Here is a 19,189-nt window from a genome sequence, read left to right as displayed (position 1 = left end):
GGCACAAGGGGGCGAACCGGGGCGTTCCGGGGCGGTCATCCGGACCGGCCGCGTGTTTCCCGGCGCTTTCCCCGGTGTTCTCCGGTGGCGAAAACTCCGTTGCCCCGCACGGTCGGCATCACGCACGATGCGTGCGTGAGTACGACAACACAGGCCGGGCGGCACGCGCTCACGGCGCACACGGGGGTGGCGCCGTGAGTGCGCGCCTGCGCGGTATCGCCCAGCAGACCGAGCAGATCGTGGCGGCGGGGACCTACCGGGCGCCGGACGGGCGTGAGGTGTCGATCGCGGCGGAGCTCCGGGTGGCGCGCGAGGGCACGCGCATGTACGGTCCGCAACCGGTGCCGGTGCCCTCCACCCGGGTGACGCAGACGCTGGTCGAGGTCACGGGCGAGAGCAGCCTGGAGGCCGCCCGCCGGCTCGGCGCGAACGTGGCCGTACTGAACTTCGCCTCGGCTCGCAATCCCGGCGGTGGCTACCTCAACGGCGCACAGGCCCAGGAAGAGGCCCTGTGCCGGGCCTCGGCGCTGTACACCTGCCTGCTCCAGGCCCGCGCGTTCTACGACCACCACCGCGCCCACCGCGACCCGTTCTACACGGACCGTGTCATCCACTCACCCGCCGTGCCCGTCTTCCGCGACGACCGGGGCCGCCTGCTGGACGAGCCGTACACGGCCGGCTTCCTGACCTCTGCGGCGCCCAACGCGGGCGTGGTGCTCCGCACGGCACCCGAACGAGCCCCGGAACTGCCGCGGGCCCTCGCCGCCCGCGCCGAACGGGTCCTGGAGACGGCCACCGCCCACGGCTACCGGCGTCTGGTGCTGGGCGCCTGGGGATGCGGCGTCTTCCGCAACGACCCGGCGCAGGTCGCGGGGGCGTTCCGGGTGCTGCTCGAACCCGGCGGTCGCTTCGCGGCGGCCTTCGCACACGTGGTGTTCGCAGTGCTGGACCGGACGCCGGACGCCAGGGTACGGGGCGGCTTCGAGAAGGCCTTCAGCTCCAGCCGTAGCGCTCCCGCAGCCGGTGCCTGACGAGGTTGAACCGCATACGGTCCAGGGCGCAGGCCTCCCGGCGCATCCCGTCCTCGTGCAGACGCAGGACCCGGTCCACGTCGACCCACGACTCGCGGCCCGACCGGTCCCACGGACCGCTCCCGATCGGCACCCACTCGCGATGGCCGTCGTGCCGCTTGCTGGACAACTGCACGGCGAGGAACGTCCCCACCGGCTCGCGGGCGACCACGAGCACCGGGCGGTCCTTGCCGCGCCCGTCGTTCTCCTCGTAGGGCACCCAGGTCCAGACGATCTCGCCGGGGTCGGGGTCGCCGTCGTGCGCGGGCGAGTACTCGGTGCGCACCCGGCCCACCTCGCGCGGATCGGCCTGGACGGTGGCGGAGGGGCCGGAGCGGCCCGGGACGTTCTCATCGGTATACGCGGTCACGGGGGAACCCTAGGGGGTGTCCGCACGAGCCCGGCCGTCGAGGCGTCCCCTACGGGGCCGCGTACGGCCGGTCAGGCGGCAGCGGAACGCTCGGTGACCGGCGGCGCCGGCCACTTCTCGTGCCAGCGCAGCTCCGCCTCCAACTGCGCGGCCACCTGCACCAGAAGAGGTTCGCTGTTCGCCGGGCCGAGCAACTGGGCCCCGACGGGCAGGCCGTCCGCCGTGAAACCGGCGGGCACGTTGACGCCCGGCCAGCCCAGTACGTTCCACGGCCAGGCGTACGGGCAGGCGGCGATCATCGCCCGGTCGGTGGCGAAACCGCTGAGTTCCAGCAGGGCGCCGATCCGGGGCGGGGGAGCGGCGGTGGTGGGCGCGAGAACGATGTCGTACGAGGTGAAGAACCCCCCGATACGGCCGTGCAGGACCGCCTCCGCCCGCCGGGCGGCCCGCAGCGGTGCCCCGCCGAGCAGCCGGCCCAGCCGGGCCGCGTCCCGGGTACGCCGGTCCAGCAGCGCCGGGAAGGGCGCCTCGGCCACCCGCTCGGCGATCCCGGCCGTCGCGCGCGGCACGAAGGTCAGCCCGATCTGCCCGTACGGCGGGTCCGCCTCCTCGACCGTGTGCCCCAACGCCGCGAGCCGGTCGGCGAGTTCGACGACCCGGGTCCGCACCTCCGGCCGGAGCCGGGCGGGCACGGCCGTGAACGGCGGCGTGAGGGCGAGCGCGATGCGTAGCCGCCCGGGGTCGCGGCCGACGGCCGCCGAGGCGTCGACGGCCGGGGGCCGGTGCGGGTCCTGCGCGTGGTTGCCGCTCGCCGCGTCCAGCAGCAGGGCCGCGTCGGCGACCGTACGGGCCAGCGTGCCGTTGACGGTGATCCCCTGGAAGGACTCGCCGCGCGGCCAGGTGGAGACGCGGCCGCGCTGCGGCTTGATGCCGACCAGATGGGTCCACGCGGCCGGGATGCGCACCGAGCCGGCGCCGTCCGAGCCGAGCGCGGCGGGCACCAGACCGGCGGCGACCGCGGCGGCCGAGCCGCCCGAGGAACCACCGGGCGTATGGGCCGTACTCCACGGATTGCGGGTCGCGCCGAAGGCCGGCCCCTCGGTGAAGGGCCACTGCCCGAACTCGCAGGTGTTGGTCTTGCCGATGATCACGGCCCCGGCCGCGCGCAGCCGCCGTACCGCCTCGCCGTCCTCGGCGACCGGCGGGAACTGACCGCAGCAGCCGAAGGCGGTCGGCTCGCCGGCCACGTCCATGTCGTCCTTCACCGCCACGGGCACCCCCAGCAGCGGCTTGCGCCCGCCCGCGGCCAGCTCCCGGTCGGCGGCCTCGGCCTCGGCGAGCGCCGCCTCGGCCCGGACGATCCGGAAGGCGTTGATGCTGCCCTGCGTGGCCTCGATCCGCGCCAGCGCCCCCTCGACCAGCGCCCGGGATGTCACGTCCCCGGCGGCCAGCGCACGGGCGGTCTCCGCCAGGCCTGCGGCACGGTCGAGCGTCATACGGACACCTCCGGAAGCAACTCGTCTACCGAACGGTAACGTCCGATGGCCGGCGGTGGAACGCCGACGACAAGAGTGGAAATTCTTCCACCGGCCACATCTTTCTCACTGGGCTCATCGGCTCCTGTTCAAACCATTGACGCCTCCCTGCCCCGCCCTTACTTTCTGAGCCCCCACTTCTGATCGATTTTCCGAACCTTGTTCGGTATATCGACCCTTGCGTCTCAGGGAGAGCCGCCCGTGACCTCACACCCCGTCGCCCCGTCCCGCCGTACGCTGCTGCGCGCCATGGCAGCGCTGCCCGCCTCGGCGGCCCTGCTGGGCGAGGCGCCCGGACTGCTCGGCAGCGCCCTGGCCGCCGCACCGCCGAACGGCTCCGCCACCCGGTACACGATCGTGCCGTTCCTCAACAGCAACGACGGCACGGTCAACGTCTACCAGTCGGACGACGCCACCGACTTCCGGCTGCTGCGCTCCTCCGCGTACACACCGCCGGCGGGCCGCATCCGCGACGCGAGCGTCATCAGACACACCGACGGCAACTACTACGCCACCTACACCACGCGCACTTGGCAGGACGTCAGCAGGACCATCGGCTTCGCCCGCAGCTCCGACCGCGTCAACTGGACGTTCCTGTACGACTACACGGTCCCCGTCGCGAACCTCTCCCGCGCCTGGGCGCCCGAGTGGTTCGTCGACAGCGACGGCAGCGTCAGCATCATCGTGTCCTGCTCCACCACGAACAACCAGTGGATCTTCACGCCGTACCTGCTCCGGGCCACGAACTCCGCCCTGACGGCGTGGAGTTCACCGGTGGCGCTCGCGGGCATCGGCGCCAACCACATCGACACGTTCATCGTGAAGATCGGCTCGACGTACCACGCCTTCCCGAAGAACGAGACGACGAAGTACATCGAGTACGCCACCGCCTCGAACCTCACCGGCCCCTACACGATCCGCAGGACGGGCGACTGGGCGGGCTGGGGCAGCTACCGCGAGGGCCCGGCGCTGGTGCAGCTCGACAACGGCGGCTGGCGCATCTTCTTCGACGGCTACGGCGACGGCACGTACTACTACAGCGACAGCTACGACACCTTCGCCACCTGGACGGCACCGGCCGCGCTGCCCGGGATCTCCGGCACGGCACGGCACTTCACGGTCGTCAAGGAAACGGTCTCCGGCGGCCCGAGCCTGCCCCGGAACACCACCCGCTCCTTCCGGTCGGCCAACTACTCGACCCGCTACTGGCAGCAGCAGTCCTCGCTGCTCAACCTGCCCGTGGTCAGCGGCTCCAGCACCACCGCCGAGAAGCAGGCCGCCACCTTCACGGTCGTCGCCGGCCTGGCCGACGGCAGCGGCTACTCCTTCCGCGACGCGGCCGGCAACTACCTGCGCCACTGGGACTTCCGCGCCCGCTTCGACCCGAACGACGGCACGAGCACGTTCGCCAAGGACGCCACGTTCATCCTCCGGACCGGCACGGCATCGGGCTCCGTCCGCTTCGAGTCGTACAACTACCCCGGGTACTACCTGCGCCACTACGCCTACCAACTCCGCGTGGAACGCCCGAACGGAACGGACCTGTTCCGGCAGGACAGTTCGTTCGTGCCGGTGACTGCCTGGGCTTGACCCGCACCCCTGCTGACCTTTCCGGCTAGGCCTATGGGAAACAGAAGCCTCTTCCTCATCGGCCTATGCGGGCTGTTGCTCGGTTGAAGGCCGATGCCAGCGGCGGAGAGTCTCTAAAGTGCGGGACCGCCGCCACAGGCGTGGACGGTGCCATCTCCTATGACACCGTCCAGGCCGGGTTGCCGGAGCGGGATGTGGACGCTCGTGACGCGGCGTGTGACTCGGCGATCAACACATGGCGTATGTCGTCGCCGCTCCCGGGGCAGTGTCAGTGCCCGGCGCTACGGTTAGTTGCCCGAAGGGGAGACCGTCCCACGCGACGTGGCCCACACCCATAGCCCACGCTTGATGGCCGGTTTCGGCACCGGGGTCAGCGTGCCGGCGACCTCGCCGACCAGGAGTGGATCATCCGCGCCGACAACCACCGTGCGCAGGACGCGGGCCATCGCCTGGGCGGGTGGGGGCCGGGACGTCGGAGGCGAACGGCAGGAGGCGTACGTCGCTGCGTCGGCTGGTGAGGGCCAGGCGGGGTGCGAGCGCGATGCCGAGACCGGCGGAGACCGGGGCCTGCGCCTCCTGATAGTCGTGCGAGGAGTAGGCGATGCGCGGCTCGAAACCCGCCTGGCGGCAGCTTCGACGCAGGACGTCGGCGACGGGGCTCCGGGCTGGTCGGCGGGGGCTCGGACGTGGCCGTCCTCGCCGACGGAGAGATAGCGGCCGTCGGGGGCGCGCAGGGACAGCACGCCCTCGCCCCAGTCGATGAGGGGGAGCTCGGTGTCGGTCGCGTCGGTGGTGAGCTTGCTCTTTAACCTTTGGCGGAGCCTCAGTGACACCGGTAGGTTCTCCGCGGTGACCTTGATGGAGACGCAGGGCCTCACGTCGATGACCGACGAGGCGCAGTTACGTTGGATGGCGCTGGGGGACACGACTCGGCAGCCGGCCGTGATCCTGCTCCATGGCGGTCCGGGGTTGCCGGACTACCTGGGCGATGTCGCCCCCATGATCGCGGACCTCGCGCCCGTGTACCGGTACGACCAGCGTGGCACAGGCCAATCCCCGTGGCGGGGCCGCCATTCCTTCGCCCGGCATGTCGACGATCTCGCCGAGCTGCTCGACGCATGGGACGTGCCCAAGGCCGTGCTGATCGGGCACTCCTACGGCACTGACCTGGCGAGCCGGTTCTGTCTGACGCATCCTGACCGGGTTGCCGCGATGCTTCTGATGTGCGGGCCATTCGTCGGTGATTGGCGTACCGGAGACCGAGCGGAGCGAGGCCGCCGCATGTCCGCAGCGCAGCATGAGCAGCTCCGCGCCTTGGAGGAGTTGCCACACCGCACGGAGGAGCAGGAAGTCGAGCTGCTCACACTGGCCTGGTTCACCGACCACGCCGATCCCGAACGGGGGTGGCACTGGGCCGCGCAGGGTGCCCGGCGGCGTCGCCCCGTCAACTGGGCTATGAACAGCGAGCTCGGCAAGGCAGGGCGCGCGGACCCGCTCGATGAGCATCTTGCCGAGCTCCGCGCATGCTTGCCCGCGCGGGCGGAGCTCCTCGGTGGGGCCGACGACCCCCGTCCTGTGTCGGCGCTTGAAGCACTCGCGCTCAGGCTCGATCTTCCGCTGACCCGGGTCGAAGACGCTGGGCACGAGCCCTGGTTGGAGCAGCCCAACACCGTGCGTGCGCACCTTCGACGCTTCGTGCAAGGCACGGTGGGCTCATAGGGCTTCGACCGGATTGCCGGCTAGCTTCATCCCCGGCTGTCGGCACCGCGGCAGGGCCGGTGTCGAAATGGTCCTCGAACTAGGCCGCTCACCTGGGTGTTCGCCGGACGCTGAGGCGGCCTTCATCTGATCATGTGCTCCGACCAAGGACACACATGACCACGACGAAGGCCGTTGAAGGTGAGTTTGCTGCCTGATCATGTTCCGGGGGACGCGTTCGCGAAAGCGTCACGCTTCCGGGAGGACTTATTCGACTGCCTGACCGCGCGCGGGGACGAACTGTTCGACCTCGCCGACGCGTTGCTGTGCGCGGACGGACCGGTGACGGCGCCGGTCGACCTGACGCTGGTGGCTGAGCACCAGCGCGGACACGGCGCGATGTACGACGCGCTCAACAGCGGAAACGTGGACGCGCCCCGGCTGCGGCAGGTGCTGGCCGGCCTGCCCATGCCGCAGGCCGCCGACGGCCGCCTGGTCCTCGCGGTCGACGTGAGCAACTGGCTCCGCCCGGACGCGCCGACCAGCGCGGATCGTCTGTTCTGTCACGTCTACGGCCGCAGCGGACGGTCCTCGGACCAGTTCGTGCCCGGCTGGCCGTACTCGTTCGTCGCGGCCCTGGAATCGGGCCGGACGTCGTGGTGCCAGCTCCCTGGACGCCGTGCGTCTCGGGCCGGACGACGACGTCGCCGAGGTCACCGCCGCCCAGGTCCGCCGACTGGTCGTGGATCTGATCGAGATGGGCCGCTGGCACGCGGGTGACCGCGACATCCTGATCGTCTTCGACGCCGGCTACGACCCCCCGCGCATGGCCCACCTCCTCGACGGCCTTCCGGTCGAGGTCCTGGGACGGATGCGCTCCGACCGCGTCATGCGACGGCCGACGCCCTCACTCAAGGAGTACGCCCTGTCCTATCCCCAGGGCGGGCAACCGCCGAAGCACGGCAAGGAGTTCCGCTTCGCCAAGCCGGAGACCTGGGGCGAGCCGGATGCGGCGACGGTCCAGGTCACCGACCGGTACGGAACTGCCCGCGCGATGGCCTGGGACCGCATCCACCCGAGGCTGACCACTCGTTCCGCCTGGATCGACCACACCGGTGAACTCCCCATCACTGAGGGCACGTTGATCCGCCTCCAGGTCGACCGCCTGCCCAGTGGTGGAGACCCGCTGCCCCTCTGGCTGTGGTCGTCGGCCACCGGGCTGAGCGGCGAGGACATCGACGTCCGCTGGCAGGCGTTCCTGCGCAGGTTCGACATCGAGCACACCTTCCGGCTGATGAAACAGACCCTCGGCTGGACCCGGCCGAAACTCCGCACCCCCGAGGCCGGAGACCGCTGGACGTGGCTGATCATCGCCGCCCACACCCAGCTCCGGCTCACCCGTGAAGCCGCGGCAGAACTCCGCCGCCCCTGGGAGAAGCCGGCCGAGCCCGCACGGCTCACCCCGGCCCGAGTCCGCCGAGGGTTTCGGAACCTCCGCCCGCACCTGCACTGTCCGGCCAGTGCACCGAAACCCTCAATACCTGGACCAGGAAGGCCACTTGGTTCGAAGAACCGCCGCCCCACGACCCACTATGACGTCGGGAAAACGACCAGGCGCCCTGAGAGCATCATCGAGCGCAACAGCCTCAGAGGTTAAAAGACAAGGTGAGGAGCTGTGTCATATCCCTTGATCGGTTACGTAGCGTCATATGCGCTGCCGCACCGGCCGTCCCGCTACTCGGCGTGGCGTCGGTGCAGGGAACGCGCACGACGCGCACGACGGCCGGCGGCATATCGACGGCGATGACGTCGCCCCTCACGCACGCCCAGGACGAGCGGAGGTATTGCGGCAGGGGACGGCGAACTGGACGGGGGCGCCCGTGCAGTAGCCACCCGACGAGACCTTGCCGATCAGTCCGGATTCCGCGCCCCGTACGCTCGTCCGTCAACAGGCCGACGTAGACGGAGAGAGAGCGCATGGCAACGGACAGGGACATACGCGGGCTCGCGGCAGGAGCCGACCGAGCGGCCCAGCCGGCCGGGAACGCTCCTCCCCGAAGCCGACGCCGTACGGGCCCGATTCACTGGTTTCTGTTCAGCAGCGCATGCGTCGCGGCCTCGGTGGCTTTGATGTGGTTCGCGCCGGTGGTGCCCCTGCCGAGCTTCCTGCGCGGCCCGGCCTTCGTCACCGCCGCGCTGGCGATACCCCTGGCGCTCGTCCTGGTGCCCGGCGTCTTGCTCCGCCACGTCACTCACAAGAAGGCACCGAAACTGGCCATCGGGGCGCTCACCGTTGCCCTCATCGCCGCAGTCGTGCTGGCGGTCATCACCCGAGAGGCCGGCGAAGAGCGGGGGCTGGAGAAGAGGGGCCGGTGGACCGAGGCCGTCGTGGTCGACGTCGACAACGGCAAGACCGACGAGTGCACGCTCCGCACCCGCGACGGCCGGGAGATCTCACCTCAGATGACGGACGGCTGCGACCCGGAAAGGGTTGAGCCAGGCGACAAACTGCGCGTGCTGTACGACCCCAAGGGCGCAGCTGGTCCGTTGGAGGACGAGGACACGGAAGTGGACCTGGACTCCGGCGCGTACAAAGGCATAATCGGCGGCCTGGCAGCGCTGATCGTCGTGACAGGCACGTGGGGCTGTGTACGGGTGAGTCGGGGGGAAAAGTAGACCGAGCCCGGCCGCCCTGGAAGCCTGCGCCACCTGGACCAACGGCCTGTGCCGCCCCGAGGCCCGCGAACTCCTCAAGGCCACCGACCCCCACCGGGGTCACGCGGTTGACCCGCGCCCAGCTCCCAGCCGCCCTCAAACACGCCGGCCGCAAACGCGGCATCGAGACAGAAGCCGACCGCGTCCGCGACATCTTCCGCGCCGACTGGGCCCACCAACCGCCACTCGTCGAGGACGCCCTCGGCAAGCAGATGCTCGCCCTCCTCACCCAGTTGGGAGCTGCCTACATCGCCGCCGACCAGCTCGCCGAGGCGGTGGAATAGGCCTTCCCCCAACACCCGGACGTCAAGATCCTGTTGAGCTTCCCCGGGCTCGGCATCCAGCTGGCCTGCCGCTACCTCTGGGCCTTCGCCGCCCTCCGCCACTCACCGGGAGCCGGCGCCCACTTCCGGCACCGCCCCCCTGGCCTTCCTGCCCCCGTCCAAATCCGCGGAACCAGTTGCCGCATAGCTCACGGCTGTGCGGGTCGCCCTCACTCAGGGATGACCAGTCCGCACTCACGCAGCTGCGGCAGGCAGATCTCCAGACAGGCTTCCACCGAGGCGGCATCAGTACGCACGAGCAGGTCCTCATGGAAGGGGACACCACTCGCAACGAAGGTCCACGGCCTCACTCCGTCACGTGAATAGGCGGCTCACGCTACCTGGGCCACCGACTTGAGGTGTTGCAGGGCAGAAGCACGCCGGGTCGGAACTGGACGAGATCCTCCGAGCCGTCCGGCCCAGTTCGGCGGGACCACACCGCTGACGTCACAGTTTCACGTTGGAACGTCTACAAGGGCACCAACGGGTCGAACCAGGTGTTCCCTTTCCTGCGGACGCCCGACTCCAACTCCGGCACCGTGGACGCCAAGCCGATCCTCAAATGGATCGCGTACACCAAGGGCTGGATGCCAGGCAACGAGACCATCGGCGACGTCCAGTTCGGCTATGAGATCACCTCGTCGTCCGGCGGACTCAACTTCAACACCCACAACCTGACCTGAGACGCCGGTGCCCTGGTTGCCCGGGAGGTGGGCAACCAGGGCGTGGGCCGGGTCGGTCAGGATTGCTTGACAGCCGTACCGGTGACTGAGTCTGCGGACTTCGTGACCTTGTACCTCACTTTGGCGCCGCTGTGGAAGTGGAAGGTCAGCGACGCCGGTTCGCCGTCACGCAATGCCTTCAGGAACGCGGGGGTAAGGATGATCGTGCCGTTCGGGTAGTCCGGCGAGAAGGCCATGTTGAACTCCTGGTACGGAGTCCAGCTGGTCTGGCCGGCGTTGCTGCCGTCGGCGTACGTGGCCTCCATGGTCGCCAGCAGGTCACCCTGGTACTTCGTGGGGATGGTGAACGAATCGCGTGTGCCCGTGGCGTTCGACAACACCGGAGTGTCGTAGGTGACCACGTCGATCTTCCAGGGCAGGCCGCGGGAGAACCGGGCCTGGAGCGTCGCGTTGACCCCGTACTCCCGCTCGCCGGTCAGCCGGGTCAGCGTCCGCGCCGTGAGGGTGAGCCGATCGTCGAAGACGGTGTAGTCCCGGCCCTCGGCAAGCTTGGTATCGCCGTGCCACAGACCCCGGAACCTGGTGCCGTTCCGGTTCAGTGTGAGCGACTGGGCCGTGATCCGGCTGGACTTCGCCACGAAGACCTTGTCGAAGGAGGCCGTTCCCGAGCGGGTGGTCCAGCTCGACTTGATCCAGGCGAAGAGGGCCGGGTCGCGCCACTTCAGGGTCTCCCGGTTCAGATAGGCGAAGGGGTCCCACAGGGCGGTGGTGACGCCGGCCTGACGCGCCGCGTGACCGACGTGCTCGAAGTACTTCAGCGCCTCACCCCGCTCGACGCGGTCCGGATGATGGTGATCGGGCCAGCTCAGCAGACCGTACTCGCCGAGGTAGACGGGGATGCCCTTGCTGACGAAGGTGTGCTTCATGCGGGCGAAGGCGTCGTTCAGGTCGTTCCGGGCGGCCTCGTCGTAGCGGGTGCCGCCCGCGATGTTCACGCTGAACGGGTACCAGCTGTAGTAGTGCACGGTGGCGACCAGGTTGCTGTCGCGCAGCGCCTTGATCGTGGTGTACAGGTCGTCCATGAGGCCCTGGGAGGGGGTGCCGCCCTGTGTGGTCAGGACGAGCAGGCGGTCCTTGTTCCCGCCCCCCGAAGCGCGGACGATTCTGTGGAACGAGGTGTTCAGCTCGTTCATGAGCTGGGTCTTCTGCGCGGCCGTGGCGTCGCCGAAGCCCGGTTCGTTGACGCTCTCGAAGAGCAGGGTGCGCGGCTCGTTCCGGAACGTCGCGGAGATCTGGGTCCACAGGGCCTTGTAGCGGGCGAGCACGTTGTCGTGGTCCGTGGAGACCTTCTCGATCCACTGCCATGAGTCGTGGTGGACGTTGAGCACGACGTAGAGGTTTTCCTCGCCGTCCTGGAAGGGATCTCCGGCCGTACCCTGCGCGCCCGCATCTGGCGCGGTCTGGTCGACGACAAGGCCGCGGGCCGCACCCTCGCCGAGCACGAGGCGATCTTCAACGCGCTGTGCACCCGTGACGCCGCCCTCAGCCAGGCCGCCGCGCTGCTCCACGTGAGCAACACCGAGCAGTGGCTGAGGGAACACCTGCGCTCCGGCGAACCCCTCTCCTTCGGAACGACAGCGCGGAACTGACGGGCGGACGCCGCCCGCCACGGTTCCCCGCAACGCCTCCCACCCGGCGGCGGGCTCCGGCCTCCGCCGCCGCCCACACCGAACGCTCGACGCGCTCGGGATGACGGCGGTCACGTCAGCGCACCAGGCGTACCTCGGTGTCCACCGCCGCCGCATGAGAGTCCAGCCGGGCCACCTCCAGGACGTCTTCGACCAGCCCACGCAGCTTGTGCACGCTGCCCGCCACCAGGTCGGACGCCCGGCCGGGCGTCAGCAGGCCGACCGCTGTCGCCATGCCCGCGACCGGCGTGCGCAGTTCGTGCGCGATGTCGGCGGTCACCCGGCGCTCCGCTTCCAGGCGGGCACCGAGCGCGTCCGCCATGGCGTTGACGGAGGCGGCGAGCCGGGCGATCTCGTCATGGCCGTGGGGGCGGGCCCGGGCGTCGAGGTCGCCGTCGGTGATGCGTTCCGCCGTCCGCGCGGCGGCCGTGGCCCGCCGTCCCATCCGCACGCCCAGCAACAGCCTGGTCAGGGGCACCAGGACGTTGACGGCCGCGCCCGTGGCGAGCAGCGTCCGGTCGAACGCAGGGCGCGCAGGACATCCGTCTTGATGTCGCGGTTCTCGGCGACCGCCTCGACGACGAACTGGCGGTCGGCCATGTCGCTGCGGGGTGGTTTCCGGGGCTGGGTCAGACGTTGCGGCGGTATTGGCCGCCCACTTCGAAGAAGGCCTCGGTGATCTGCTGGAGGGAGCAGACCCGGGTGGCGTCCATGAGGACGGCGAAGACGTTGTCGCCGTTCGTCGCCGCCTTCTTGAGAGCGGCCAGGGCGTCGTGGGCCTGGTCGCGGTGGCCGGTGTGGAAGTCCCGCACGCGCTCCAGCTGGGACTGCTTCTCCTCCTCGGTGGCCCGGGCGAGTTCCAGCCCCTGAGGCCGGCTGTCCCCGCCGGGGCGGAGGAAGGTGTTGACGCCGATGATGGGCAGTGTGCCGTCGTGCTTGCGCTGCTCGTACAGCATCGACTCGTCCTGGATGCGGCCCCGCTGGTAGCCGGTCTCCATCGCGCCCAGCACGCCACCGCGCTCGCTGATCCTCTCGAACTCCTGGAGTACGGCCTCCTCCACCAGGTCCGTGAGTTCGTCGATGACGAACGATCCCTGGAGGGGGTTCTCGTTCATCGCCAGGCCCCACTCGCGGTTGATGACGAGCTGGATCGCCAGCGCCCGCCGGACCGACTCCTCGGACGGGGTGGTGACGGCCTCGTCGTAGGCGTTGGTGTGCAGGGAGTTGGCGTTGTCGTAGATGGCCGTGAGGGCCTGGAGGGTGGTGCGGATGTCGTTGAAGTCCATCTCCTGGGCGTGCAGGGAGCGTCCGGAGGTCTGGACGTGGTACTTCAGCTTCTGACTGCGTTCGCCCGCCCCGTACTTCTCCTTCATCGCGACGGCCCAGATGCGGCGGGCGACCCGGCCGAGGACGGAGTACTCGGGGTCCATGCCGTTGGAGAAGAAGAACGACAGGTTCGGGGCGAAGTCGTCTATGCGCATGCCCCGGGCGAGGTAGGCCTCGACGTAGGTGAAGCCGTTGGCGAGGGTGAAGGCGAGCTGGCTGATGGGGTTCGCGCCGGCTTCGGCGATGTGGTAGCCGGAGATGGACACGGAGTAGAAGTTGCGGACCTTGTGGGCGATGAACCACTCCTGGATGTCGGCCATCATCCGCAGGGAGAACTCGGTGGAGAACAGGCAGGTGTTCTGGCCCTGGTCCTCCTTGAGGATGTCGGCCTGCACGGTGCCGCGCACGTTCGCGAGCGCGTGGGCCCGCAGCTCGGCCGCCTCCTCGGGGGACGGGTCACGGCCCTCGGCGGCCCGGAACCGGTCCGTCTGCTGGTCGATCGCGGTGTTGAGGAAGAACGCCAGGATCGTCGGCGCGGGTCCGTTGATGGTCATGGAGACCGAGGTCGTGGGCGCGATCAGGTCGAAGCCGTCGTAGAGGGCCTTCATGTCCGCAAGCGTGGCCACCGACACCCCGGACGTGCCGACCTTGCCGTAGATGTCGGGGCGTTCGTCCGGGTCCCGGCCGTAGAGCGTGACCGAGTCGAAGGCGGTGGACAGGCGGGTGGCCGGCTGGCCCTCGGAGAGCAGCTTGAAGCGCCGGTTCGTACGGAACGGATCGCCCTCACCGGCGAACATCCGCGCCGGGTCCTCGCCTTCGCGCTTGAAGGGGAACACCCCGGCTGTGAAGGGGAAGTAGCCGGGCAGGTTCTCCCCGCGCCAGAACCGCACCAGCTCCCCGTGGTCGGTGAAGCGGGGCAGGGCGACGCGCGGGACCTTGCTGCCGGACAGGGACTCCCGGGTCAGCTTGGTGTGGATCTTCTTGTCCCGGACCGTCACCACCTGCTCGTCTCCGGAGTAGGAGGCGATGACGGCGGGCCAGTTGCCGATCTGCTCCGTGACCTGGTGCGGGAGCTGCTTGCGGGCGTCGTCGAGGAGCGAGCGCACGTTCGCCGCGTCGGAGCCGGCCTCGGCGAGCTCGTCCCTGACCGCCTCCAGGTACTGCACCCGCCGGGCCGCCTCGGCCAGTTGCGCGGTTTCGGCGTGGTAGGCGCGGATCGTGTCGGTGATCTCGGCGAGGTATCGCACCCGGGCTGCCGGGACCACCTGGCGGATGCCGGAGGAGTGGCGTACCCCGACCGGTGCCAGCGCGCCCTCGGACAGCGGCAGTCCCTTCTCGGCCAGGCCCGTCTTCAGGTGCTGGTAGAGGGCGGTGACACCGTCGTCGTTGAACGTCGCCGCCGACGTGCCGTACACCGGCATGTCCTCGGGCCGCATGCCGAACGCCTCGCGGTTGCGGACCAGTTGGCGGCCCACGTCGCGCAGCGCGTCCTGCGCGCCGCGCCGCTCGAACTTGTTGATCGCCACGACGTCGGCGAAGTCGAGCATGTCGATCTTCTCCAGCTGCGAGGCGGCACCGAACTCCGGTGTCATCACATACAGCGAGGTGTCGACGAACGGCACGATCGCCGCGTCTCCCTGGCCGATGCCCGGCGTCTCCACGATCACCAGGTCGAATCCGGCGGCCTTGACCACGTCGATCACGTCGGACAGGTGCTCGGGCAGCTCGCGGCTGCCACGGGTGGCCAGGCTGCGGAAGAAGACCCGGTTCCCGTCCAGGGAGTTCATGCGGATGCGGTCACCGAGCAGTGCCCCGCCGCCGCGGCGGCGGGTCGGGTCGACCGCGATGACAGCGATCCGCAGTTTGTCCTGCTGGTCGATGCGGAAGCGGCGCACCAGCTCGTCCGTCAGTGACGACTTGCCCGAGCCGCCCGTGCCGGTGATGCCGAGCACCGGCATGCCCCGTGCCGCGGCGGCGGCCCGCAGCCGCTCAAGGAGATCCGGGGGCAGCTTGCCCAGTTCCGCGCCGGTGATGGCGCGGGCGATCGCGAACCGGTCGCCTGCCAGCACGGCGGCCGCGTCGGCCGGCTTGCCGTCCCAGAGGTCGAAGTCGCAGTCCTTCACGACCGAGTTGACCATCCCGGCCAGGCCCATCCGCTGCCCGTCCTCGGGGGAGAAGATGGTCACCCCGCTGTCGCGCAGCCGGGTGATCTCCTCGGGCACGATGACGCCGCCTCCGCCGCCCACCACACGGAGGTGGTCGGCTCCCCGCGCGCGCAGCGACTCGACCAGGTACTCGAAGTACTCCACGTGCCCGCCCTGGTACGAGGAGACGGCGACACCGTGGGCGTCCTCCTCCAGGGCGGCGTCCACGACCTCCCGCACCGACCGGTTGTGTCCGAGGTGGATGACCTCGGCGCCTTGGGACTGGAGGATCCGCCGCATGATGTTGATCGACGCGTCATGCCCGTCGAACAGAGCCGAAGCCGTGACCAGGCGGACAGGATGCACGGGTCGGTGCAGAGCGCTCATGGGGGCCTTCCCGGACAGGGCGGGGGTGCTGCTGACGAAAGAGATACTAGGACGCCCTAGTAAATTGCTGGGGGTGATCGCCGTCACAAGTCGAGGTCACCTGTCGCTGGTGGCCCTGGCGATGGGCGGGGGAGCCCTCGCGCTGTCCCACATCAACGACGCCGGGTACTGGATGTTCACCAAGCTCGCCGGTCTCGACGTCGCTGCGGGGCTGCGCACGTGGACTGTGCTGACGACGGTCATGGGATGCGCGGGCTTCGCCCTCACCGCGGTCCTGTGGCCGCTGGTCTGACCGGCACTCGGACGTGGTTGTCAGTCGGCGGAGGCCATGAAGTTCAGCATCCTGCGGTTGATCTCCGCCGCGTGGTCGATCTGCGGCCCGTGGCCCGTGTTGGAGATGATCTCGGCTCGGGCCCCGGGCACCAGGCGCGGCACACGCTCCGCCTGCCGCTTCGGGTGCACGAGGAGGCTTCGCTTGCCGAGCACCAGATAGAGCGGGGTCCGGATGGTGGACAGCTCCTCCTCGGACAGGGGAAGCGGCACCGGGCGGCGTATGCGGTAGGCGCGAAAGGCCGTTCTGATCAGCGTGCGCAGTTCCGGCATGACGAGGACCGGCTGTTCCAGCCAGGCCGCCAGCCGTGGGCGGAGCGCCTTGGGCGCGAAGGTCGCGAAGAAGCCGGCGAAGATCCAGACGAAGAAGCGCAACCCCACCTTCTCCAGGCCGCCGGGGTCGAGCAGGGTGACCGAGGCGAGGCGACCGGGCCTGCGGTGCGCCTGGTTCAGGGCGAGCCATCCGCCGTAGGAGGTGCCGACGAGGTGGACGCGGTCGAGGCCGAGTCCGGCGAGTGTCTCGTCCAGCCACTGGGCGGCGTGTTCGGGGCGGTGGATCGGCTCGCGCTGCACGCTGCGGCCGGGATCGCCCGGGGTGTCGATCGCGTAGACCGGGCGATCCGCGCTGAGGGCCGGGGTGTTCGGGTACCACATGGCGGAGCAGGAGCCGGCCCCGTGCACCAGGACGACCGGGGTGCGGGATCGGGCGGCCTCGTCGGCGGGGCCATAGCGGTAGACGTGCGTGGTGGCGAAGGACGTCTCCACGTCCTCCTCCGCGAGCGCGGATGCTCCGAGGGCGTAGACCGCATCGCAGGCCGTGAAGTAGCGCTCCCTCCAGGTATCGCTCACGTAGCGGCCGACATCGGACTGGGTGCGGGCAGCGGTCTCGGGCATGGCCACCTCCGGCGTCTCGGTTTTGTGATACGACCGTACCACGATGTTGGTACGGTCGTATCATCAAAGGGTCACCACGGAGCCAGAGCAGGAACGACGAGCGGAGAACCGGCCGATGCCCAAGCGCGTGGATCACGCAGAACGGCGCACCGAGATCGCCGAGGCGCTCGTCCGCGTCGCCGGCCGGCGCGGACTGCATGCCGTGGGGATGCGCGATGTGGCAGCGGAGGCGGGCGTATCGCTGCGGCTGGTGCAGTACTACTTCCAGACCAAGGAGAAGTTGCTGCTCTTCGGGCTCGAACATCTGGCGGAGAGGTTCGGGGAGCGGGTCTCCGCCCGTGTCCGGGCCGCCGGGGACAGCCCCGGCCCGCGCGCGATGGTCGAGGCGCTGCTGATGGCGGCGCTGCCGACAGACGACGAGAGCCGCACCTTCCACCACCTCTACACGTCCTACGCCGTTCTGTCCGTCAACGACCGGGCGCTGGCAGCCCAGCCCTTCATCAAGAACCCTGACGCCGCCGAAGACGCCCTGACCGAACTCCTCCGGCAGGCGAAAGAGGCAGATCTGCTCGAGCCCGGTGTGGACGCACGGTTGGAGGCGGCCGGCCTGCTCGCCATGTCCGCGGGACTCGGCACCGGCATCCTCGTCGGCCAGCGCGGTCCGGAGTCGGCGGCCACGGTCCTGGACCACTATCTGAACCGCATCTTCCGCACCGGTGGTGCGGCTGGTTGACGGGCGGTCGCAGCAACGCGTGGGAGTGGCGGGGCAGTTCGGTTCCCGCCCATTGCGTGACCGCCGAACTCCGGCCCGGCGTCGCCCTCATGGACGTCCGCATGCCCCCGCGCTCGTGGCACCGCCTGCGAGACCCCGGTGGCGAACGCGCATGGCAGGCCACGCCAAGAACGCATCCATGGCCTGCCCTTCATCCGGGTTCGTCAGACTCTCCCGTCAGCGGCGGGTTACTGTACGGACACGCCGCGCTGCCCTCGGTCGGCTCAGGAGGAACACTGTGTCATCGCCCTGCGACCCCCAGCACGCGCCCGCCGGCGATGTGGGCGCGGCGCTCATGATGATCGACTCTCGGCTCAAGTCCATCTACGACGGCAGGTCCCAGACCGACGCCGAACAACAAGCGCTGACCGACCAGTTCGCCGCGTCCTTGGGGCCCCGCGGGGTCGATGACCTGCTGGACGGCGCGTGCACGCTCATCTACATGTTCATGCAGTGGCTGCGGATGGCCTACGAGGACCACGGCAAGGACGTCATCGAGTACGTGGTGCCCAACCTCGTGGCCACGATGCGCATGATGCCCAAGAGCGTCCGTCCCGAAGCCATCCCCACCATGGCTGGACTGCTCGTCGCTGCAGGCACCGGACTGAGCCCCAGCCTGTGGCGCAAGCAGTACGGAGAGTGGACCGTGGACGAGATGAATCCCCTGGAAGCCACCGCCTTCCTGCTCGCGGAGCACATAAACCGACTCACCGACGACCGCGACTTCGCCACCCGCATGATCACCGAAGCCCTGGCCAGGATGGACGAAGCCTGACGTGCGGCCTTTGGGTACCCAGCTCTGAAACGCTCCGTGATCTACAGCCGGGATGCCGTTGCACCGGACTCGACGAACTCGTCCAGGGCTGGGTCATCTCCGAAACCGTCGGCCACGAGAAGCCTGAACCGGAGATCTTCCAGGCGGCAGCCGCCACGGTCAACGCACTCCTACCAGCCGACCCATGTCACTCACGACGTCGCCTCCGCGATCAACCACGTCATCAGGGGCACCGGGAATAGCAGTGGACAGTGATCACGCGAACGGGACACTGGTTCGATGACTGAATCAGACACGAAGGCGGATCTCCGTCTCTACTTGCAGGATGCCCGTGACGTGCTGCTGTGGAAGCTGGATGGCTTGTCGGAGTACGACATCCGGCGCCCCATGACTCCGACAGGCACCAACCTTTGGGACTGGTCAAGCATCTGACCGGCGCCGAAGCGGCGTATTTCGGCGAGACCTTCGGCCGGCCGGTTGAGGGGCCGCCGCTCTGGATCGCGGGGGCTGCCGAACCGAACACCGACCTGTGGGCGACCGCCGCGAAGACGCGGGAGCGGATCGTCGACGATTACCGCCGGGTGTGCGCTCACTCGGACGAGACGATCGAGTTGCTTCCCCTCGACGCTGTCGGCCGGGTGCCGTGGGGGCCGTGCCCTGAGCTGCCACTCCGCCGAATTCTCATCCACATGATCGCCGAGACTCAGCGGCATGCCGGGCATGCCGACATTGTCCGCGAACTCGTCGACGGGGCCACGGGACAGCGGCCCGGGAGCGACAACGTGGCGCCCGGCGACTCGGCCTGGTGGGAGGACTACCGAAGCCGACTGGAGCAGGCGGCCAAGGAGGCAGACTCCGGGTCGTAGATCAAGTGCCCTCCTCCGGCTGC

The 19,189-nt window shown here is 69.5% G+C and carries 15 protein-coding genes and 5 pseudogenes; 12 read left to right on the top strand and 8 right to left on the bottom strand.

The window, feature by feature from the left end:
• The first annotated feature begins 194 nt into the window (after positions 1-194).
• Positions 195-1,031 (top strand): TIGR02452 family protein, encoded by an 837-nt coding sequence (locus tag ACIBNA_RS07300; protein WP_399164257.1) that lies wholly within the window; start codon positions 195-197, stop codon positions 1,029-1,031.
• Here ACIBNA_RS07300 and ACIBNA_RS07295 read toward each other — a convergent pair.
• Together ACIBNA_RS07295 and ACIBNA_RS07290 are read right to left on the bottom strand one after the other, a co-directional pair.
• Positions 994-1,440, bottom strand: a complete 447-nt coding sequence (locus ACIBNA_RS07295) for a type II toxin-antitoxin system PemK/MazF family toxin (RefSeq protein WP_399164256.1) — start codon at positions 1,438-1,440, stop codon at positions 994-996. The two genes, ACIBNA_RS07300 and ACIBNA_RS07295, sit on opposite strands and share 38 nt — an antisense overlap.
• A 71-nt stretch (positions 1,441-1,511) precedes the next feature.
• A complete protein-coding gene (locus ACIBNA_RS07290) occupies positions 1,512-2,936 on the bottom strand; it encodes an amidase (RefSeq protein ID WP_399164255.1) in 1,425 nt (474 codons plus the stop codon).
• A 288-nt stretch (positions 2,937-3,224) separates the two neighbouring features.
• On the opposite strand from ACIBNA_RS07290, the gene ACIBNA_RS07285 reads away from it, so the two are divergent.
• Entirely contained in the window at positions 3,225-4,565 is a 1,341-nt protein-coding gene (locus ACIBNA_RS07285) for a glycoside hydrolase family 43 protein (RefSeq protein ID WP_399164349.1), read from the top strand.
• A gap of 405 nt (positions 4,566-4,970) precedes the next feature.
• On the opposite strand, the gene ACIBNA_RS07280 is transcribed toward ACIBNA_RS07285, so the two are convergent.
• Complete coding sequence (locus ACIBNA_RS07280; protein WP_399164348.1) at positions 4,971-5,207, bottom strand: LysR substrate-binding domain-containing protein; 237 nt, start codon at positions 5,205-5,207, stop codon at positions 4,971-4,973.
• Between the two features lie 216 nt (positions 5,208-5,423).
• Here ACIBNA_RS07280 and ACIBNA_RS07275 point away from each other — a divergent pair, with 216 nt between their 5' ends.
• From ACIBNA_RS07275 to ACIBNA_RS07255, 5 genes and pseudogenes are all read left to right on the top strand, one after another.
• Complete coding sequence (locus tag ACIBNA_RS07275) at positions 5,424-6,284, top strand: alpha/beta fold hydrolase (protein WP_399164347.1); 861 nt, start codon at positions 5,424-5,426, stop codon at positions 6,282-6,284.
• 180 nt (positions 6,285-6,464) lie between these two features.
• Positions 6,465-7,920, top strand: a pseudogene (locus ACIBNA_RS07270) (NF041680 family putative transposase).
• A gap of 473 nt (positions 7,921-8,393) precedes the next feature.
• Positions 8,394-8,939: a hypothetical protein gene (locus tag ACIBNA_RS07265; RefSeq protein WP_399164254.1), complete on the top strand. Its 546-nt coding sequence runs from the start codon at positions 8,394-8,396 to the stop codon at positions 8,937-8,939.
• 107 nt (positions 8,940-9,046) lie between these two features.
• Positions 9,047-9,262 (top strand): hypothetical protein, encoded by a 216-nt coding sequence (locus tag ACIBNA_RS07260; RefSeq protein WP_399164253.1) that lies wholly within the window; start codon positions 9,047-9,049, stop codon positions 9,260-9,262.
• A gap of 500 nt (positions 9,263-9,762) precedes the next feature.
• A pseudogene (locus ACIBNA_RS07255) lies at positions 9,763-9,984 on the top strand (hypothetical protein); the annotation flags it as partial.
• Between the two features lie 56 nt (positions 9,985-10,040).
• Here the strand turns inward: ACIBNA_RS07255 and ACIBNA_RS07250 are convergent.
• Positions 10,041-11,387: pseudogene (locus ACIBNA_RS07250) on the bottom strand (cellulase family glycosylhydrolase); the annotation flags it as partial.
• Between ACIBNA_RS07250 and ACIBNA_RS07245 the strand changes: the two are divergent.
• Positions 11,379-11,633: pseudogene (locus tag ACIBNA_RS07245) on the top strand (FCD domain-containing protein); the annotation flags it as partial. The pseudogenes ACIBNA_RS07250 and ACIBNA_RS07245 sit on opposite strands and share 9 nt — an antisense overlap.
• A gap of 115 nt (positions 11,634-11,748) precedes the next feature.
• On the opposite strand, the gene ACIBNA_RS07240 reads toward ACIBNA_RS07245, so the two are convergent.
• From ACIBNA_RS07240 to icmF, 3 genes are read right to left on the bottom strand one after another with little or no spacing between them, the layout of a single operon-like run.
• Positions 11,749-12,150, bottom strand: a complete 402-nt coding sequence (locus ACIBNA_RS07240; protein ID WP_399164252.1) for a HAMP domain-containing protein — start codon at positions 12,148-12,150, stop codon at positions 11,749-11,751.
• A complete protein-coding gene (locus ACIBNA_RS07235) occupies positions 12,141-12,272 on the bottom strand; it encodes a hypothetical protein (protein WP_399164251.1) in 132 nt (43 codons plus the stop codon). Before ACIBNA_RS07235 ends, ACIBNA_RS07240 begins: the two co-directional genes overlap by 10 nt.
• Positions 12,273-12,301: 29 nt before the next feature.
• Positions 12,302-15,529 carry a fused isobutyryl-CoA mutase/GTPase IcmF gene (gene icmF / locus ACIBNA_RS07230; RefSeq protein ID WP_399164250.1) on the bottom strand — a complete coding sequence of 1,076 codons (3,228 nt, stop codon included), beginning with the start codon at positions 15,527-15,529 and terminating at the stop codon, positions 12,302-12,304.
• A 73-nt stretch (positions 15,530-15,602) separates the two neighbouring features.
• Here icmF and ACIBNA_RS07225 point away from each other — a divergent pair, with 73 nt between their 5' ends.
• On the top strand, positions 15,603-15,821 hold the full coding sequence (locus ACIBNA_RS07225; RefSeq protein WP_399164249.1) for a hypothetical protein: 219 nt from the start codon (positions 15,603-15,605) through the stop codon (positions 15,819-15,821).
• Between the two features lie 20 nt (positions 15,822-15,841).
• Here ACIBNA_RS07225 and ACIBNA_RS07220 read toward each other — a convergent pair whose 3' ends face one another.
• Complete coding sequence (locus ACIBNA_RS07220; RefSeq protein ID WP_399164248.1) at positions 15,842-16,753, bottom strand: alpha/beta fold hydrolase; 912 nt, start codon at positions 16,751-16,753, stop codon at positions 15,842-15,844.
• Positions 16,754-16,868: 115 nt separating this feature from the next.
• Here ACIBNA_RS07220 and ACIBNA_RS07215 point away from each other — a divergent pair, with 115 nt between their 5' ends.
• The 3 genes and pseudogenes from ACIBNA_RS07215 (at position 16,869) to ACIBNA_RS07205 (ending at position 19,166) form a co-directional block, all read left to right on the top strand.
• Complete coding sequence (locus ACIBNA_RS07215; protein ID WP_399164247.1) at positions 16,869-17,486, top strand: TetR/AcrR family transcriptional regulator; 618 nt, start codon at positions 16,869-16,871, stop codon at positions 17,484-17,486.
• A gap of 277 nt (positions 17,487-17,763) precedes the next feature.
• Positions 17,764-18,300, top strand: a complete 537-nt coding sequence (locus tag ACIBNA_RS07210; RefSeq protein ID WP_399164246.1) for a hypothetical protein — start codon at positions 17,764-17,766, stop codon at positions 18,298-18,300.
• Between the two features lie 279 nt (positions 18,301-18,579).
• Positions 18,580-19,166: pseudogene (locus ACIBNA_RS07205) on the top strand (DinB family protein).
• Positions 19,167-19,189 lie beyond the last annotated feature (23 nt).

The organism is Streptomyces sp. NPDC050164 (assembly GCF_044459945.1).
Lineage (GTDB): Bacteria > Actinomycetota > Actinomycetes > Streptomycetales > Streptomycetaceae > Streptomyces > Streptomyces coeruleorubidus_A.
Note: the sequence above shows the minus strand (reverse complement) of the source record. Positions and strands in the feature narration are given on the sequence as shown.

Excerpts from the sequence above, each read along its gene's own strand:
- ACIBNA_RS07275 (WP_399164347.1), top strand. The coding sequence starts at position 5,424 with ATGGAGACGCAGGGCCTCACGTCGATGACCGACGAGGCGCAGTTACGT.
- ACIBNA_RS07285 (WP_399164349.1), top strand. The coding sequence starts at position 3,225 with ATGGCAGCGCTGCCCGCCTCGGCGGCCCTGCTGGGCGAGGCGCCCGGA.
- icmF (WP_399164250.1), bottom strand. The coding sequence starts at position 15,529 with ATGAGCGCTCTGCACCGACCCGTGCATCCTGTCCGCCTGGTCACGGCT.
- ACIBNA_RS07220 (WP_399164248.1), bottom strand. The coding sequence starts at position 16,753 with ATGCCCGAGACCGCTGCCCGCACCCAGTCCGATGTCGGCCGCTACGTG.
- ACIBNA_RS07215 (WP_399164247.1), top strand. The coding sequence starts at position 16,869 with ATGCCCAAGCGCGTGGATCACGCAGAACGGCGCACCGAGATCGCCGAG.
- ACIBNA_RS07265 (WP_399164254.1), top strand. The coding sequence starts at position 8,394 with ATGTGGTTCGCGCCGGTGGTGCCCCTGCCGAGCTTCCTGCGCGGCCCG.
- ACIBNA_RS07235 (WP_399164251.1), bottom strand. The coding sequence starts at position 12,272 with ATGGCCGACCGCCAGTTCGTCGTCGAGGCGGTCGCCGAGAACCGCGAC.
- ACIBNA_RS07290 (WP_399164255.1), bottom strand. The coding sequence starts at position 2,936 with ATGACGCTCGACCGTGCCGCAGGCCTGGCGGAGACCGCCCGTGCGCTG.